Origin of the sequence: Thiohalocapsa marina (assembly GCF_008632335.1) — a bacterium.
Taxonomy (GTDB): domain Bacteria; phylum Pseudomonadota; class Gammaproteobacteria; order Chromatiales; family Chromatiaceae; genus Thiohalocapsa; species Thiohalocapsa marina.
This window is the reverse complement of the sequence record NZ_VWXX01000001.1, coordinates 46131-62178: the sequence shown is the minus strand read 5'-3', so window position 1 is coordinate 62178 and position 16048 is coordinate 46131. Positions and strand designations below refer to the sequence as shown.

Annotated in this window: 16 protein-coding genes; 9 read left to right on the top strand and 7 right to left on the bottom strand. The window is 67.3% G+C overall.

All coding sequences use genetic code 11. The features are described from left to right. The first annotated feature begins 28 nt into the window (after positions 1-28). From aspS to F2Q65_RS00300, 3 genes are read left to right on the top strand one after another with little or no spacing between them, the layout of a single operon-like run. Positions 29-1807, top strand: coding sequence for an aspartate--tRNA ligase (gene aspS, locus F2Q65_RS00310; RefSeq protein WP_150089248.1), 1779 nt, complete (start codon positions 29-31; stop codon positions 1805-1807). A gap of 2 nt (positions 1808-1809) precedes the next feature. Beyond that, the gene (nudB, locus tag F2Q65_RS00305; RefSeq protein ID WP_150089246.1) at positions 1810-2286 is read left to right on the top strand and encodes a dihydroneopterin triphosphate diphosphatase; all 477 of its coding nucleotides are present in this window, start codon (positions 1810-1812) and stop codon (positions 2284-2286) included. Beyond that, on the top strand, positions 2283-2789 hold the full coding sequence (locus F2Q65_RS00300) for an ATP-dependent zinc protease family protein (RefSeq protein ID WP_150089244.1): 507 nt from the start codon (positions 2283-2285) through the stop codon (positions 2787-2789). The genes nudB and F2Q65_RS00300 overlap by 4 nt, the downstream gene beginning before the upstream one ends. Positions 2790-2814: 25 nt before the next feature. Here F2Q65_RS00300 and F2Q65_RS00295 read toward each other — a convergent pair whose 3' ends face one another. After that, positions 2815-3162: a hypothetical protein gene (locus tag F2Q65_RS00295; protein WP_150089242.1), complete on the bottom strand. Its 348-nt coding sequence runs from the start codon at positions 3160-3162 to the stop codon at positions 2815-2817. Between the two features lie 53 nt (positions 3163-3215). Then, positions 3216-3947: a GMP/IMP nucleotidase gene (yrfG, locus tag F2Q65_RS00290; protein WP_150089240.1), complete on the bottom strand. Its 732-nt coding sequence runs from the start codon at positions 3945-3947 to the stop codon at positions 3216-3218. Positions 3948-4069: 122 nt separating this feature from the next. Here yrfG and F2Q65_RS00285 point away from each other — a divergent pair, with 122 nt between their 5' ends. After that, a complete protein-coding gene (locus F2Q65_RS00285) occupies positions 4070-5167 on the top strand; it encodes a thioredoxin family protein (protein WP_150089238.1) in 1098 nt (365 codons plus the stop codon). A gap of 265 nt (positions 5168-5432) precedes the next feature. Here the strand turns inward: F2Q65_RS00285 and F2Q65_RS00280 are convergent, their stop codons facing one another. Beyond that, on the bottom strand, positions 5433-5822 hold the full coding sequence (locus F2Q65_RS00280) for a DUF3775 domain-containing protein (protein WP_150089236.1): 390 nt from the start codon (positions 5820-5822) through the stop codon (positions 5433-5435). Between the two features lie 266 nt (positions 5823-6088). Here F2Q65_RS00280 and sdhC point away from each other — a divergent pair, with 266 nt between their 5' ends. From sdhC to F2Q65_RS00255, 5 genes are read left to right on the top strand one after another with little or no spacing between them, the layout of a single operon-like run. Continuing rightward, the gene (gene sdhC / locus F2Q65_RS00275; RefSeq protein ID WP_150089234.1) at positions 6089-6466 is read left to right on the top strand and encodes a succinate dehydrogenase, cytochrome b556 subunit; all 378 of its coding nucleotides are present in this window, start codon (positions 6089-6091) and stop codon (positions 6464-6466) included. Next, a complete protein-coding gene (gene sdhD, locus F2Q65_RS00270; RefSeq protein ID WP_150089232.1) occupies positions 6463-6804 on the top strand; it encodes a succinate dehydrogenase, hydrophobic membrane anchor protein in 342 nt (113 codons plus the stop codon). Before sdhC ends, sdhD begins: the two co-directional genes overlap by 4 nt. A gap of 26 nt (positions 6805-6830) precedes the next feature. Next, on the top strand, positions 6831-8594 hold the full coding sequence (gene sdhA / locus F2Q65_RS00265; RefSeq protein ID WP_150089230.1) for a succinate dehydrogenase flavoprotein subunit: 1764 nt from the start codon (positions 6831-6833) through the stop codon (positions 8592-8594). A gap of 2 nt (positions 8595-8596) precedes the next feature. Next, positions 8597-9289, top strand: a complete 693-nt coding sequence (locus F2Q65_RS00260) for a succinate dehydrogenase iron-sulfur subunit (RefSeq protein WP_150089228.1) — start codon at positions 8597-8599, stop codon at positions 9287-9289. Beyond that, on the top strand, positions 9286-9591 hold the full coding sequence (locus tag F2Q65_RS00255) for an FAD assembly factor SdhE (protein ID WP_246155800.1): 306 nt from the start codon (positions 9286-9288) through the stop codon (positions 9589-9591). The genes F2Q65_RS00260 and F2Q65_RS00255 overlap by 4 nt, the downstream gene beginning before the upstream one ends. Here F2Q65_RS00255 and F2Q65_RS00250 read toward each other — a convergent pair. The 4 genes from F2Q65_RS00250 to ispH form a co-directional block, all read right to left on the bottom strand. Then, complete coding sequence (locus F2Q65_RS00250) at positions 9506-12634, bottom strand: efflux RND transporter permease subunit (protein ID WP_150089226.1); 3129 nt, start codon at positions 12632-12634, stop codon at positions 9506-9508. The two genes, F2Q65_RS00255 and F2Q65_RS00250, sit on opposite strands and share 86 nt — an antisense overlap. Before the next feature lie 76 nt (positions 12635-12710). Then, complete coding sequence (locus F2Q65_RS00245) at positions 12711-13796, bottom strand: efflux RND transporter periplasmic adaptor subunit (protein WP_150089224.1); 1086 nt, start codon at positions 13794-13796, stop codon at positions 12711-12713. Between the two features lie 71 nt (positions 13797-13867). After that, a complete protein-coding gene (gene thiO / locus F2Q65_RS00240) occupies positions 13868-14959 on the bottom strand; it encodes a glycine oxidase ThiO (protein ID WP_150089222.1) in 1092 nt (363 codons plus the stop codon). Further along, entirely contained in the window at positions 14956-15918 is a 963-nt protein-coding gene (gene ispH, locus F2Q65_RS00235; protein WP_150089220.1) for a 4-hydroxy-3-methylbut-2-enyl diphosphate reductase, read from the bottom strand. The genes thiO and ispH overlap by 4 nt, the downstream gene beginning before the upstream one ends. Between the last annotated feature and the right edge of the window lie 130 nt (positions 15919-16048).

Below are 16048 nucleotides of genomic sequence, written 5' to 3'. Positions count from 1 at the left end.
CGGCTCCACTCTTACGGGATCGAACGGCATGCGCAGTCACTATTGCGGCGAGCTCGACAGCAGTCTCATCGACCAGGAGGTCCGGCTTTGCGGCTGGGTCCACCGCCGGCGCGACCACGGCGGCGTCATCTTCGTGGATCTGCGCGACCGCGGTGGGCTGGTACAGGTGGTCTTCGATCCGGACGACGCCGCCATGTTCGCCAGCGCAGAACAGGTCCGCAACGAGTTCGTGCTGGCGGTGCAGGGACGCGTCCGTCGGCGCCCGGAGGGCACCGAGAATCCGAGCATGGCCACCGGTGAGGTGGAGGTGCTGGCCACCCGGCTGACGGTGCTGAACAGCGCCGATACGCCGCCGTTCCAGCTCGACGACTACCATGCGGACGTCTCGGAGGAGATCCGTCTGCGCTACCGCTATGTGGATCTGCGCCGTCCGGAGATGCAGGAGCGCCTGCGCACCCGCAGCCGCATCACCCAGTCACTGCGCAACTTCCTCGACGAACACGGCTTTCTCGACATCGAGACGCCGATCCTGACCAAGTCCACCCCGGAAGGGGCGCGGGACTACCTGGTGCCGAGCCGCGTGCACCCGGGCGAATTCTACGCGTTGCCGCAGTCTCCCCAGCTGTTCAAGCAGCTGCTGATGATGTCCGGCATGGACCGGTACTACCAGGTGGCGCGCTGTTTCCGCGACGAGGACCTGCGCGCCGACCGTCAGCCGGAATTCACTCAGCTGGACATCGAGACCTCGTTCCTGGACGAGGACGCCCTGACCGGCATGATGGAGGAGATGATCCGCCGCCTGTTCAAGCAGGTGCTGGACGTCGACCTGCCACAGCCGTTCCCGCGCATGAGCTATGCCGAGGCCATGCGCCGTTTCGGCTCCGACCGGCCGGACCTGCGCGTACCGCTGGAACTGGTGGACGTGGCAGACCTGATGGGCGAGGTGGAGTTCAAGGTCTTCGCCGGCCCGGCGCAGGATCCGGCGGGGCGCGTGGTGGCGCTGCGCCTGCCGGGGGGCGGCGAGCTGACCCGCAAGGAGATCGACGAATATACCCAGTTCGTCGGCATCTACGGCGCCAAGGGCCTGGCCTACATCAAGGTCAATGCCTGGTCGGAGAAGGGGCGCGAAGGTCTGCAGTCGCCCATTCTGAAGTTCCTGCCTGATTCTGCCGTGGACGGCATCATGCAGCGCACCGGCGCCGAGGACGGCGACCTGATCTTCTTCGGCGCCGACACCGCCACGGTGGTCAACGAATCCATCGGCGCGCTGCGGGTGCGGCTGGGTCGCGACCGTGGGCTGATGCAGGAGGGCTGGCAGCCGCTCTGGGTGGTGGACTTCCCGATGTTCGAGCGTGATTCCCACACCGGTCGCTGGGTGGCGCTTCATCACCCGTTCACCGCCCCGAAGGAAGACCAGCTCGCGCAGTTGGAAGCGGACCCGGGCCGGGTGGAATCCCGCGCCTACGACCTGGTGCTCAATGGCACCGAGGTGGGCGGCGGCTCCATCCGTATCCACCGCGAGGATGTGCAGCGGCGCATCTTCCGGCTGCTGCAGATCACCGACGAGCAGGCCAACGACCGCTTCGGCTTCCTGCTCGATGCCCTCAAGTACGGCTGTCCGCCCCACGGCGGCATCGCCTTCGGTCTGGATCGGCTGGTGATGCTGATGACCGGCAGCGGCTCCATTCGTGATGTCATGGCCTTCCCGAAGACCCAGACCGCCAGCTGCCTGCTCACCGACGCGCCATCCGCCGTCGACGAGATCCAGCTGAAGGAACTGGCCCTGCGCATCCGGCTGCGGGCTTAGCCTTGCAAGGCAAACGTCCGATCTCGGTGCTGGTGGTGGTCTTCACCACCGCCGGGGAGTATCTGCTGATGCGCCGCGTGCGCCCGGCGGATTTCTGGCAGTCGGTCACCGGCAGCCTGCACGGCGGCGAGACGCCGCGCAGCGCCGCCCTGCGGGAACTGCGCGAGGAGACCGGCCTGCTCGGGGCGGCCAGCCTGATCGACCTGCACCAGTCACGCCTGTTCCCCATCGTCCAGGCCTGGCGGCACCGCTACGCCCAGGGTGTCTGCTTCAATCGCGAGCACTGGTTCGCATTGCCGTTGCCCCACCGGCGCATCATCCGGCTCAACGCCGCGGAGCACGGCCAGTACGTCTGGCTGACGCTGGACAAGGCGCTGCAGCTTGCGGGTTCCTGGACCAACCGCGAGGCCATGCGCCTGATCGCGGCCATGGGGCAGTCGTTGCCGCCGGCCGCCGGGCCAGCACCTGCCGCCGGATGACCACCATCGTCGCTCCGCCGCCACATGCATCCGGGGCGCTGGTCCTCGGCTGGCGCGAATGGGTGGCCCTGCCGCAGCTGGGCCTTCCCGCGATCAAGGCCAAGGTGGATACCGGCGCCCGCACGTCGGCGCTACATGCCTTCCAGGTGGAGACCGAGACGCTCGACGGCACCGAAATGGTGTGCTTCTCGGTCCACCCGCTGCAGGGGCGTACCGACCTGGTGGTGCGCTGTCGGGCACCGCTGCTGGAATGGCGTACCGTCAGCGATTCCGGTGGTCATCGGGAGTTGCGTTGCGTCATCGCCAGCACCCTGCACATCGCCGGCCAGGTGTGGCCCATCGAACTGACCCTGACCGATCGCGATTCCATGCGTTTTCGCATGCTGCTCGGACGCACCGCGCTGACGGGACGGGCCCTGGTGGATCCCCGGTCGTCCTACCTGGCCGCGGGGCGGCCGGCGCATCCCGCCGACGCCTACCGCGCGCCAGACCACGCCGGCTGACAGCGCGCCGGCCAATGTCTTTCTTTCAGGGCATGTTGCTTGTGGTGCCGGGCACATAGATGTAGGCCTTGGGCACATCGGCACCGACGACCTTGATGGCGCTGCTCTCGAAGAAGCTGCCAAGGCTTACCCGGCGGCCCGCGGGGAACTCGCCGATGGTAAAGCCCGTTCCGGTCACCCGATAGCTGCCGCTGCCCGGCGGCATCTCGAAGAAGACCCGGCAGGGATTGGACCGGCAGCTGCCGGTATCGCCCGGCGCCAGGGTGATCTCGCCCCAGTCGCTGACAAAGCGTCCGTTCGTCTCGCAGCCTACCAGCAACAGCAGGGCGAGCATCGGGACAAGGACCAGGGCAGGGCGGTGGTCTGTGCGCATGGATGTCTGCTCCTCAATGGTTCTGTCGCCACCGATTCGGATTGTCTGTCAGGTCAGCCACCGGTTTTGCCATGGTGCTTGCCCTTGGCGAGCTCGACACGCAGTTGCGGCAGCAGTTCGCTGAAGCGTGCGATCGCCGGGAATTCATCAATGGCCTGGGCCTGGCGGCGGGAATCCGGGGCCGTGATGGCAAGCAACCAGCGAAAACCATAGTTCCGCGCCGTGCGCAGCACCGCCAGATTGTCGTCGACGAACAGCGTGCGTGCCGGGTCGAACGGCTCGGCCCCCTGGACCCGCTCCCAGAACCCCGGCGCCTCCTTGGGCAGGGCCAGATCGTGGGCGCAGACGATGTGCTCCAGGTGTCCCTGCAGCCGGGTGCGCTCCAGCTTCAGCGCAATGGACTTCTGGTGCGCATTGGTGACCAGGACGCGGCGCTTGCCGTACCGCTGCAGGGCGTCGAGAAAGTCCAGCACGAATGGGTGCACGGCGATCAGATGGTCCACCTCGGACTTCAGGGTGGCGATGTCCAGGCCGAGTTCCCGGCTCCAGTGGTCCACGCAGTACCAGTCCAGCGTGCCCTGGATGCGACGGTAGCGGGGCAGGATGTCCTCCTTGGCCCGGGTGATGCTCAGGCCAAGCTTCTCGGCATAGCGCCGAGGTACATGCTCGAGCCAGAAATGGTTGTCGAAATAGAGATCCAGCAGTGTGCCGTCCATGTCCAGAAAGACAGTGTCGATGGCGTCCCAGTCGAAGCGCGGCGTGCCGTCGGAGGTGGCGTTGTTCATGGCGAGTATCCGGTGCGTTCGGGTGGTCGGTGGGTTGAGGCTCGGGAATTCCATCGCCCAACGGGTATACTTCGGCGGCCGGCAGACGTTGGCAGACATCGGCAGACACTGGAGGACGAGCCATGCATCATGACCCATCGCGGCGGCCAGCGCCCACCGCCACGCGCGCACTGAATCTGCTGGGCGCGGCCGCGATCATTGTGAGTCTGACGCTGGCGGCAACTCCGGCAGCAACGCTTGCCGACGCACCGGCAGCCGTCGGTGGTGCGCTGGATGCACAGGCCCTGTACGGCTTCGACGATTTCCCGCGGGAGACGGTGCTGGAATACCCGTCGTGGTTCAAGACGCCCTTCCTGGACTTGCCCGCGGACCAGGCGGAGGCCGTGGCGAACGGCCGCAATCTGGTGGTCTACTTCGGTCAGAAGCGATGCGCGTACTGCCATCAGCTCATGGATGTCAATTTCGGCCTGCCGGACATTGTCGCCTATACGCGCAAGCACTTCGACATCGTGCCCATGGATGTCTGGGGGGTCGGCGAGGTCACCGACCTGCAGGGGCAGGTGCTCACCGAACGCCAGTTCGCGCTGCGCGAGAAGACCAATTTCACGCCGTCGCTGCTGTTCTACGACGCACAGGGCAACGAGGTGCTGCGCCTGCGCGGCTATTATCCGCCCTACCAATTCCGCGCTGCGCTGGAGTACGTGGCCGACGCGCATTACCGCAACGAGAGTTTTCCCGACTACCTGGCCCGCGGCGACAACCGCATGGTGTTCGAGCCCGGCGACCTCAACGAGGCAGACTTCTTTGTGCCGCCCCCGTACGACCTCAACCGCACCCTGATGCCCAGCGAGCGACCGCTGGCGGTCTTCTTCGAACAAGGCGACTGCCACGCCTGTGATGTGCTGCACGGCCAGGCCCTGCGCGAGCCCACCATCCTGCGCCAGTTTGCCCAGATCGACAGCGTGCAGCTCGACATGTGGGCAGACACCCCGGTGATCACCCCGTCCGGCGAACGGACCACCGCCCACGACTGGGCGCGGGAGCTGGGCTTGTTCTATGCGCCCTCGGTGCTGTTCTTCGACGAACAGGGCAGGGAACTGCTGCGCGTGGACTCCGTGGTGGGTTTCTACCGGTTGCGCAGCGTGCTCAACTACATCGCCACCAAGGCCTATCTGGATCAGCCGGATTATCAGCGCTGGCGCCTGTCCCAGGCCTTCTGACCTGCCCGATCCGACACATCGGTTCGGGTTCGAGCATGGTGTGCTACGAGACCGTTGCCACTGACCGATGGGGCGGGTCCGTCTAGGGAGCGCGAGGCTCAGGCCTGGTCTTCGGGGAATGTTGATCTATTCTGCATTTCCCGCGCGGGGCAGGAGGCCCCGCCATTTTCAGCGGCGCACGCGGCTGAAAATGCAGCGATGCGGAAACCGCGTTTTCCAAGCGCGTGCTGATTGTTGGCCTGGAGGCCAATAAATCGGCGCCTCCTTAGTCCTCGCAGGACAGACCGTGGGCGATCAGCCCCTCCTCGAAGTGATCCGAGATCATCGGATGCGCCAGTACATATTCCGCGGCGCGGATACTGAAGTCGCCAAGGGCGTCATCCACTGCCTGCTCCCACTCGTCGATGGCATAATCGCCGCGGCCCAGCCACATCAGCGCCACCAGTTCGGCCCGCTGACGTTCGGACATGTCCTCGACGATGCCGCGGAACTCCGCCAGGGTATAGTCGTCCATGTGGTCGGCGAGCACTTGCAGCGCCCAGTCCTCCGTGGGGCTGTTCGGAATCTCCGGAATCACCACCTCTTCCTTGGCCTGGAACTCACGGGCCAGCGCAATCAGATTGCACAGGGTCTCCAGCCGAATATGCAGTCGCATTCTGGTCTCCTCGGGGCCACATTCATCACGGCCCAACTATCAGACCCGAGTGTATACCCAGGGCTGGTCTCCGGAGGCTGACCAGGAACAAGTCCGGCGCAATCGTTGCTGGGGCAGGGTTTGTAGTATTCGCTAGCGGGATGCTGACTATTGGCCGCTCGGGCTTGCCAGCAACACGATGGCCCGTATACTCTGCTGCACTGCACAAATTGGCCTCGGATCCGGCCCAACAAACTAACATCAGGACTCGAAACCAGAGGAGTACGATGACAACCAACCGCCCTGTCTTCCTGGAACCCTGGCGCATCAGGCTGCCCGTTCCAGGTGTCGTTTCGATCCTGCACCGCGTCAGCGGCGTGCTGATGGTGCTGGCCATACCGGTGCTGGCTGCGTTGTTCGCGACGGCCCTGTCCGGTCCCGCGGGCTTCGCCAGCGTGGCCGGCCTGGTCTCACAGCCACTGGTCAGGCTCCTGCTGCTGCTGATGGCCTGGGCCCTGCTGCACCATCTGTTTGCCGGGGTTCGCTACCTGCTCATCGACCTGGGCTGGGGCGTGGATCGCCCCGCCGCTCGCCGCAGCGCCTGGACGGCCCTGTTCGCCGCCTTGGCGGTCACTCTCTTCATCGGTGGGGGAATGCTGCTATGAGTCGCCGTGCCTCCGGACTGAAGGCCTGGGTGATCCAGCGGGTCAGCGCCATCTACCTGGCCCTGTTCGGCACCTACCTGGCCATCCGCTTCGCCTTTGCCGCGCCCGCCGACCATGCCGCCATGATCGCCTGGGTGACCACGCCCTGGGTGGCCGTGGGGCTGCTGGTTTTCGTCCCCGTGCTGCTGGCCCATGCCTGGGTCGGCATCCGTGATGTCCTCATGGACTATGTCAAGCCCATCGGCCTTCGGGTCACTGCCCTGAGCCTGTTCGGCTTGCTATTTCTCGCCTCCGGACTCTGGGCCGTGCAGGCCATCATCGTCGCCCGGATCGCCTGATCCCGGCCCCAGCAGCGGAATCCGTCATGCCCATACCTCACAGAAAATTCGACGCCCTGATCATCGGCGCCGGCGGCGCCGGACTCAACGCGGCGCTGCGCCTTGCCAGCGCCGACCTGCGGGTGGCCGTGGTGTCGAAGGTGTTCCCCACCCGCTCCCATACCGTCGCCGCTCAGGGCGGCGTCAATGCCGCCCTGGCCAATGTGCTGCCGGACAACTGGCATTGGCACATGTTCGACACCGTCAAGGGCTCCGACTACCTGGGTGACCAGGACGCCATCGAGTATATGTGCCGCGAGGCCATCCCGACGGTCTACGAACTGGAACACGCCGGCGTGCCCTTCTCGCGGCTCGACAACGGCAAGATCTACCAGCGCGCCTTCGGCGGCCAGAGCCAGGACTTCGGCGGCGACCAGGCGGCGCGCACCTGTGCGGCGGCCGACCGCACCGGGCACGCCATCCTGCACACGCTGTATCAACAGAACGTCCGCGCCAGGACCCACTTCTTCGACGAATACTTCGCCGTCGACCTGATCCGCGACGAAGAGGGCGTGGCCATCGGCGCGCTGACGCTGGACATCGAGACCGGCGAGCCCCTGGTCATCGAGGCCAAGTCGACGCTGCTGGCCACCGGCGGCAACGGCCAGGTCTTCCGCACCACCACCAACGCCTTCATCAACACCGGCGACGGCATGGCCATGGCCCTGCGCGCGGGCGTTCCGCTGCAGGACATGGAGTTCTACCAGTTCCATCCCACCGGCGTCGCCGGCAAGGGCATGCTGATTACCGAGGGCGCCCGCGGCGAGGGCGGCTTCCTGGTCAACGCCGACGGCGAGCGCTTCATGGAGCGCTACGCACCGCGCGCCCTTGACCTGGCCAGCCGCGACGTGGTGTCCCGCTCCATGGTCACCGAGATCCGCGAAGGCCGCGGCTGCGGGCCGAACAAGGACCACGTGCTGCTCAAGCTGGACCACCTGGGCGCCGATGTGGTGCACCACCGACTGCCGGGCATCAGCGACATCTGCCGCGTCTTCCTCGGCATCGATCCGGCCAAGGACGCGATTCCTGTATTCCCCACCGCGCACTATGCCATGGGCGGCATCCCCACCGACCGTAACGCCCGGGTCGTCGCGCCGGCACGGCACGGACCGGAAGAAGTGGTTCCGGGCCTCTACGCCGCCGGTGAATGCGCCTGCGTGTCGGTCCATGGTGCCAACCGCCTGGGTGGCAACTCGCTGCTGGACATCCTGGTGTTCGGCCGCGCCGCCGGTACCGACATCCTGCGTTACGTGGCGGAGAATCCGAACCATCGCCCCATGCGCGATGCGGACATCGAGCCTGCCCTGGCGCGACTGCAACGCTGGGAGCGCACCGGCGACGGCGACAGCGTGCATGCGGTCAAGGCCGAACTGCGCAAGTTGATGGAAGACCACTGCGGCGTGTTCCGCGACCACGAGACCATGGCCGCCGGCGTGGAGAAGCTGAATGCCTTACGTGCGCGCGTCGAGGACGTGCGTCTGCAGGATCACAGCAAGGTATTCAACACCGCCCGCATCGAGGCGCTGGAACTGGACAACCTGGTGGACGTTGGCATGGCCACCCTGATGTCTGCGCTGCACCGCGAAGAGAGCCGCGGCGCCCACTCGCGGGTGGATTTCCCCGAGCGCGACGATGAGCGCTGGATGCGGCACAGCCTCTATGCACGCGACGGCGACCGCATGGACTTCAAGCCCGTGCGCACCAAGCCGCTTACCGTCGAGTCCTTTCCGCCCAAGGCCAGGGTGTACTGAGCATGAAGATCAGCGTTTACCGTTATCACCCCGAGACCGATACCAAGCCGCGGATGCAGACCTTCGAGGTCGAGGAGCGTCCGGGCATGATGCTGCGCGAGGCGCTGCTGGAGATCAAGGCCCAGGACGAGACCTTCGCCTTCCGCCACTCCTGCGGCGAGGGCGTCTGTGGCTCCGATGGCATGAACGTCAACGGCAAGAACATGTTGGCCTGCGTCACCCTGGTGGCCGACCTCAAACAGCCCATCGAGGTACGCCCGTTTCCGGGGCGGCCGGTGATCCGCGACCTGGTCGTGGACATGACCCAGTTCTACGAACAGTACCGCAACGTGCAGCCCTACCTGGTGCGCAAGGACCCGTTGCCGGAACAGGAGATCCTGCAGTCACCGGAAGAGCGCGATAAGCTCGACGGTCTGTACGAGTGCATCCTCTGCGGCTGCTGCTCCACCGCCTGTCCGTCGTTCTGGTGGAATCCGGACAAGTTCCACGGCCCGGCGGCGCTGCTGCAGTCCTGGCGCTTCCTGGCGGACAGCCGTGACCAGGCCACCGACGAGCGGCTGGATGCGCTGGAAGGCCCCTACAAGCTGTTCCGCTGCCACACCATCATGAACTGCGTCGAGGTCTGTCCCAAGGGGCTGAACCCCACCAAGGCCATCGGCCAGATCAAGGATCTGATGCTCGAGAAGTCGGTGTGAGCGCAGCGCCGCAGAACCCTGAACCAGCGCAGGGGCTGGAGCAGGAAGCGGATCAGGAGCAGGTTCGCCTGCGCTGGCAATGCCGTCGCGGCATGCTGGAACTGGACCTGTTGCTGAACCGCTTCCTGGACCTCGCCTTCACGGACCTGCCGCCGCAACAGCGCCAAGCGTTCGAGCGACTGCTTGGCTATCAGGACCAGATCATCTACGACTGGTTCATGGGGCAGGCCGTTCCCGCCGATCCGCTGCTGCGGCAACTGGTGGCCGAGGTCCGTCGGGCGATGGCGCACGGCGGGCCATGAACAGCTGATACAGCAGCGGGATCACGATCAGCGTCAGCACGGTGGAGAAGCCGAGCCCCCAGACGATGGCCGTGGCCACCGGCCCCCAGACCAGCGAGTGACCGCCGAGCCCGGTGGCCAGGGAAAACAGCCCGGCGATGGTGGTCAGCGAGGTGATCAGCACCGGGATGAAACGCCGCCGCGCGGCATAGACGGTGGCATGCAGCAGGCTCATACCGTCGCGCAGACGCTGATTGGCGGCGGAGATCAGTACGATGGCGGCGTTGACCGCGATGCCGGCCAGCGCCACCACCCCGTAGAGCGTATACAGGCTCAGCGGGTTGCTGGTGATCAGCAGGCCGAAGACCACCCCGGTAAAGGCCATGGGCACTGTGCTGAGGATGATCAGCGGCTGCAGGTAGCTGCGGAATTGCGTGCCCAGGATGGCATACATCAGGCCGACGCCGAGCACGAACAGCAGCGTCAGCTGGTCGATGCTCTCCTGGATGTCGTCGAGCTGACCGGCAAAGTCCAGATCGATGCCGGGAAACTGCGGCTGCACCCTCTGCCAGGCCTCGGCGATGCGCCGGTTGGCGGTCACCGTGTCCAGCGCCGGATCGGTCAGGTCCGCCTCCACGGTGATGGCGCGGCGGAAGTCGTAGTGCCGGATGTTGCCGAGCCCCTGCTGACGCGTCTCCTGCACCAGTTCCGCCAGCGGGATGGCACCGCCCTCCGCCAGCGGCAGGCGCACCTGCAGCAGGTCGGCGATGTCGGCATTCGCCCGGCGCGCGGCCTTGACCCGCACCTCCACCTTTTCGCCGGCATGGCGCAGGTCCGCCACCACCAGCCCGTCGATCAGCAACTGCACACTGCGACTGACCTCCAGTGGATCCAGGCCAGCGCGGTTGATGGCATCCGCATCCAGGCGCAGCACCAGCTCCGAGCGGCCGCGACTGGCGTCGTCCTGGATATCGGACACCCCCGGCAGACCGCTCAGGATGTCGCGCACCGCATCCGCCGCGGCGCGCAGTTCGTCGTAGTCGTCGCCGCGCACCTTGACATTGATGGGTTTCTCCGCCGGCGGTCCGCCGGCCAGGCGCAGAAACGAGATCTGCACTGGCCCCGGCGTGGCCATGACCTCCGCGCGCATGGACTCGATCATGGCCTCCACCGAGCGCAGCCCCGGCCCGACGGGGTTCAGCCCCACCAGGAGCTGGCCGTACTGGTCGCCGAGACGGGCCTCGGTCTCGGTGAACATGTTGCCGGCGTAGGCGACCATGGCACGGACCTCGCCGGGCCGCACCCGGGCCTGCACCTTCTGCTCGATCTGCCGCACCTTGGCCAGGGTCTGATCCAGCGGCGTCTCCGGTGGCATCTCCACATTCACGTAGAACAGGCGCACGGTGTCGGCGGCAAAGAAATCCAGTCGCACCAGCCCCGCGGCGATGGCCGCCACCGCACCGCCGAACAGCACCCCCGCCAGTCCCAGCGCCAGCCCGCGATGGCGCAGCGCCAGCACAAGGGCTCGTACGTAGCGGATCTGCAACCGATGGGTCAGGCGCATGCGCCAGCGCTGGAATCGCGACGGCCGGCGAAAGCTCACCCGCGCGGCGATGACATGGGCCGGTAGCATCCAGAAGGCCTCCAGCAGCGACAGGGCCAGCGCCAGCACCACCACCATGGGCACCACGCGCATGAAGTCACCGAGCATGCCCGGCATCAGCAGCAGCGGACCGAAGGCCGCCATGGTGGTGAGCACAGCCGCCGTCACTGGCGCGGCAACCTCGCGCAGGGCGGCCAGCGCCGCGTCGGTGGCGTCCATGCCCTGGCGCAGCCGGTGATAGATGGCCTCCACCACCACCACCGCGTCGTCCACCAGCATGCCCAGCACGATGACCACCCCCAGCAGGACCATCACGTTCAGGGTCTGGCCCAGGGCCCCGAGCAGCAGGAAGGTGCCCGCCAGCACGAACGGGATGCCGATGGCCGTGAGCGTGGCGATGCGCACGCCGAGAAAGGTCCAGGCCACGGCCAGCACCAGGAACAGGCCGATCAGGGCATTGTTCTGCATCAGCCGGATGGCGTTCACCGTGGGCACCGTCTGGTCGTCGCTGAGCACCAGCTCGACGCCGGTGCGGTCGCTCAGGGCATTGCGCGCGTCGATGTAGTCCCTGATCCGCGCCACCAGTTCCAGGGTGTTGCTGTCCGCCTGCTTCATGACGGCCAGCAGCACCGCCGGGCGGCCGTCGAAGCTCACCAGTTCTGCCGGCTCCTCGCGGGCCCGGGACACCTGGGCGATGTCAGCCAGCAGCACCTCGCCCGGGGCACCGACCACCGGCCGCCGCGCCAGGTGGGTCGGATCGGCGTCCGAGCCCACCACCCGCACCAGCCAGCTCTGCTCGCCAACGCGGGCATCGCCGGCGGCGATGTCCTGGAAGAAGGCGGTGACCGTATCGGCGACCTGGCCCGGCGACAGCCCCAGGGCCTCGAGCCGCAGCGGATCGAACGCGATGTGCAACTCCGGGTCCGCCAGACCCAGGGGATCCACCCGGTCCACCCCGGTCATGCGCTCCAGGTCCTTTTCCACGTTGCGCGCCTGGATCCGCAGGGTTTCGTCGTCCGCCTGACCCACCACCACCAGCGACGCCGACGGGAAGGCGTTGGCGCTGGTGATCTCCAGGATGATCGGGTCCTCGGCGGCGGCCGGCATCTCGTCCTGGGCGTTCTGCACCTCGCGCCGCAGGTCGTTGACGCGCTTGTCGAAGGTGCGCGGGTCGATGTCTTCGAAGCGCACCAGGATGCTGGAGATGGATTCGCGGCTGTTGGAAGAGACGAACTTGATGTCCTGCACCCGGCGCAGGGCGTCCTCCAGCGGATCGGTGACCTTTTTCTCGACGTCCAGCGCCGCCGCGCCGGGCAGCACGGTACTGATGATGATCCAGTTGAAGTTCAGCGTCGGGTCCTGCTGCCGCGGCAGGCCGAGATAGGCCAGCAGGCCCACGACCAGCACCAGCGCGAAGGTCAGGTTGGCCAGCACATGGTTGCGCAACAGTTGCCGATACATGCCGTCGTCTTGGAAGTAGGTCGTTGTGTTCCGGTGCGGGTCCGATTTCGAGTTCGGGTCCAGATCCGAATAGCTGTCAATCTTCCGCCACGACCACCACGGCCTCGCCCGGACGCAGGCGCTGGCGACCGTCGACGATCAGCGCAGTATCGCCGGACAGGTCCACCACCGCCGCCTGGCCTTCGATGGCCCGGGGCAGGGGATGGAAGCGGGCTCGGGCACCTTCGGCATGGAACAGTCCCAGCTGTCCTTCGCGTCGCACCAGGTACTGGGCCGGCAGCCGCCATTGACCGTCGTGCCAGACCAGCCGGCCGGCGGCACCGGCGGGGGGATGGACCGGGGGATGAGTGGGGGCCGCCTCAGCCCTGAAGGCCAGCCGGACCTCGCGTGTGCGCAGCCGTTCATCCACCACGGGCAGCACCCGGCGCACCTCTACTGCATGGTCCGTCCCGGCATGGGTGAAGCGCAACGCTGTGGCCTGCAACAGACCTGCGATGTCGCCTTCGCGCAGCCGGGCGCTGAGCTCAATCCGCCCGGTGGACACCAGCCGCAGCAACAGCGTGCCGGGGCTGGCCAGCCCGCCGGTGTCCGCTAGCCGCTCGGTGACGACGCCGGCAAAAGGGGCCCGCACCGTGCAGCGTTCCACGTCAAGCCCGGCCTGCACCAGCGTCTGTCGCTGCACGTCCATGGTGGCGCTCAGGCTGTCCAGCTCGCTGCGGCGCTGATCGACGATCTCGTCGCTGATGCTGTCCTTGCGCTTCAGGTCCAGCGCGCGGTCCAGCTGGCTTTGGGCGAACCGGCGCCGCGCCTCCAGCTCCGCCAGACTGGCCTGGGCGGCGGCCAGCCGCGACTGGTAGACCCGGCAGTCCAGGCGGACCAGCGGGTCACCGGACTGGACCCGGTCGCCGACCCGAACCGCGATGGACTCGATGCGCGCGCTGATCTCGGCGCCCAGGGCCGGCGCGTCGATGGCGATGACGGTGGCCGGAACATCACGCTGCGCCGGCACCAGCACCGTCGCCAAGGGCACGGTGGTGACCGACACTGCCGCCCGGTCTGCGGCGGCGGTTACCGCAGGTATCGAGGCCGAGGTCGCAGCGGTTTCGTCGGCGAGGGCAGCAGCCGGCCCATGAACCAGGGCCAGGGCCAGCATGACTGCCATCAGCGAGCGCGGACGCGGCCTGTATGCAGCAGGCACCCGAGTGAAGCTACCGCGACCTGAGCGGCCGTGGCTCACGGATCGCGTCGGGCTGTGAGCCCGTAGGGCGCCGGTGGCAGGATCGGTTCGCGTCCGAGGACCAGATCCGTCAGCAACCGGGCCGAGGCCGGGCCGGTGACCAGGCCGTTGCGGAAATGTCCGGCGTTCACGAACAGGCCCTCCACGCCGGGGACCTGGCCGATGTAGGGGATGCCGCTGGGCGACGCCGGGCGCAGCCCCGCCCAGTGGTCCTCGACGGGCGCCCGCCGCAACAGCGGGAAGGCCTCAACCGCCATCTGGTACAGCGCCTCCTTGGCCGCTGCCGTGGTCTGCTTCTCGAAACCGGCGTCTTCCAGGGTGCTGCCGAACAGCACCCGGCCGTCACGACGCGGAATGACATAGTGGTCGCGGAACAGGGCCACATGGCGGATGCGTCCGGGCCTGGCGGCAAACAGCAGCATCTGCCCGCGCACCGGCCGGATGTCCGGCGCCTGCTCCAGCTTTTCCAGCAGCTGCGCCGTCCAGGCGCCGGTACAGACCACCACCCGCTCCGCCGCCAGGTCACCGCCGGTGGTGCGCACGCCGTCGATCCGTCCCTGCTCGACCCGGAATTCGATAACCTTTTCGTGTTCGCGCAGCCGGATCCGGCCCTCCACCGCCGCCCGCAGGGCCTTGGTCAGCCGCGGGTTGCGCACCTGCGCGATCTCCGGCATCCACATGGCCTCGGCGGCGTTGGTACGCAGTTCCGGCTCGGTGGCCGCGATGCCGGCCGCGTCCAGCGTGCTCATGGCCGCCTGATGCCGCGCGGCCCAGGCCAATGCCGATTCGGTGTCGTCCGGATCGACGATCAGCAGGCCGGAGCGAAGATATTCGGCATCCACACCCGTCTGCGCCAACAGGGTCTGGCAAAGCTCCGCGTAGACCGCCTGACTCCAGCGGGCGAGGGCAGTGACCGCATCGGCGTAGCGCCAGGGATAGAGCGGTGACAGGATGCCACCGCCGGCCCATGAGGATTCGCGACCGGTACCCCCCATCTCCACCAGGGTCACCCGCTCACCGGCCTGGGCCAGCTCGCGGGCGGTCATCAGGCCAATGACACCGCCGCCGATGATCAGGATCTCGCTCATGGGGCCGCCGGCGTCTGCAGTTCCTTGGGCAGCGCAAAGACCACGTTTTCGCGGATTCCGGCCTGTTCTTCCACCGCGCCGGCACCCCAGGCGCGCAGCTGGTCGATGATCTGGCGCACCAGCACCTCGGGGGCAGAGGCACCGGCGGTGAGGCCTACCCGCGCCCCTTCCGGGATCCACTCCCGGCGCAGGTCCGCCGGGCCGTCGATCAGGTAGGCCGGCGTGCCCTGGCGTTCCGCCAGTTCGCGCAGGCGGTTGGAATTGGAGCTGTTGGCCGAGCCCACCACCAGGATCAGATCGGCCTGTTCCGCCAGGCTGCGCACCGCGTCCTGACGGTTCTGGGTGGCGTAGCAGATATCGCTCTTGCGCGGCCCCATGAGATTGGGAAAGCGCGCCTTGAGGGCGGCGATGATGCCGGCGGTGTCATCCACCGACAGGGTGGTCTGGGTCACGTAGGCGACGTTGTCCGGGTCGCGGACGTGGAGCCCGGCGACCTCGTCGGCAGTCTCCAGCAGATGGATGCGTCCCGCGTCGTCGCGGCACTGGCCCAGGGTCCCTTCCACCTCCGGATGGCCGCGGTGCCCAATCAGCACCACGTCGGCGCCGTTGCGGCAATGCCGCGCGACCTCCAGGTGCACCTTGGTGACCAGGGGGCAGGTGGCGTCGAACACCCGCAGCCCGCGGCTGGCCGCCTGTTCGCGCACCTGTTGCGATACCCCGTGGGCGCTGAAGATGCAGGTCGCGTCATCGGGGATGGCGTCGATGTCGTCGACGAAGATGGCGCCGCGCGCCTTCAGGCCATCGACGACGAACCGGTTATGGACCACTTCGTGGCGGACATAGACCGGTGCACCAAAGCGTTCGAGCACGCGCTCGACGATGTCGATGGCGCGGTCGACGCCGGCGCAGAAGCCCCGCGGATTGGCCAGGAGGATCTGGGTGGTGTTGGAATCGGACATGCATGTGCCTGCGGGCAGGGTGAACCAGAGTTTGGATTCTAGCAGTCGCAGCGCCCGCAGGCAGGCTGGACTGGCACAGGATCTGCGTGGTTTGGGCCCGTGACGATGCAGGGCGCGAACCCATCCGGAG

Bases quoted from the DNA above. Each gene is read 5' to 3' on its own strand.
- aspS (WP_150089248.1), top strand. From the start codon at position 29: ATGCGCAGTCACTATTGCGGCGAGCTCGACAGCAGTCTCATCGACCAG.
- F2Q65_RS00300 (WP_150089244.1), top strand. From the start codon at position 2,283: ATGACCACCATCGTCGCTCCGCCGCCACATGCATCCGGGGCGCTGGTC.
- F2Q65_RS00295 (WP_150089242.1), bottom strand. From the start codon at position 3,162: ATGCGCACAGACCACCGCCCTGCCCTGGTCCTTGTCCCGATGCTCGCC.
- yrfG (WP_150089240.1), bottom strand. From the start codon at position 3,947: ATGAACAACGCCACCTCCGACGGCACGCCGCGCTTCGACTGGGACGCC.
- F2Q65_RS00285 (WP_150089238.1), top strand. From the start codon at position 4,070: ATGCATCATGACCCATCGCGGCGGCCAGCGCCCACCGCCACGCGCGCA.
- F2Q65_RS00280 (WP_150089236.1), bottom strand. From the start codon at position 5,822: ATGCGACTGCATATTCGGCTGGAGACCCTGTGCAATCTGATTGCGCTG.
- sdhC (WP_150089234.1), top strand. From the start codon at position 6,089: ATGACAACCAACCGCCCTGTCTTCCTGGAACCCTGGCGCATCAGGCTG.
- sdhD (WP_150089232.1), top strand. From the start codon at position 6,463: ATGAGTCGCCGTGCCTCCGGACTGAAGGCCTGGGTGATCCAGCGGGTC.
- sdhA (WP_150089230.1), top strand. From the start codon at position 6,831: ATGCCCATACCTCACAGAAAATTCGACGCCCTGATCATCGGCGCCGGC.
- F2Q65_RS00260 (WP_150089228.1), top strand. From the start codon at position 8,597: ATGAAGATCAGCGTTTACCGTTATCACCCCGAGACCGATACCAAGCCG.
- F2Q65_RS00250 (WP_150089226.1), bottom strand. From the start codon at position 12,634: ATGTATCGGCAACTGTTGCGCAACCATGTGCTGGCCAACCTGACCTTC.
- F2Q65_RS00245 (WP_150089224.1), bottom strand. From the start codon at position 13,796: ATGGCAGTCATGCTGGCCCTGGCCCTGGTTCATGGGCCGGCTGCTGCC.
- thiO (WP_150089222.1), bottom strand. From the start codon at position 14,959: ATGAGCGAGATCCTGATCATCGGCGGCGGTGTCATTGGCCTGATGACC.
- ispH (WP_150089220.1), bottom strand. From the start codon at position 15,918: ATGTCCGATTCCAACACCACCCAGATCCTCCTGGCCAATCCGCGGGGC.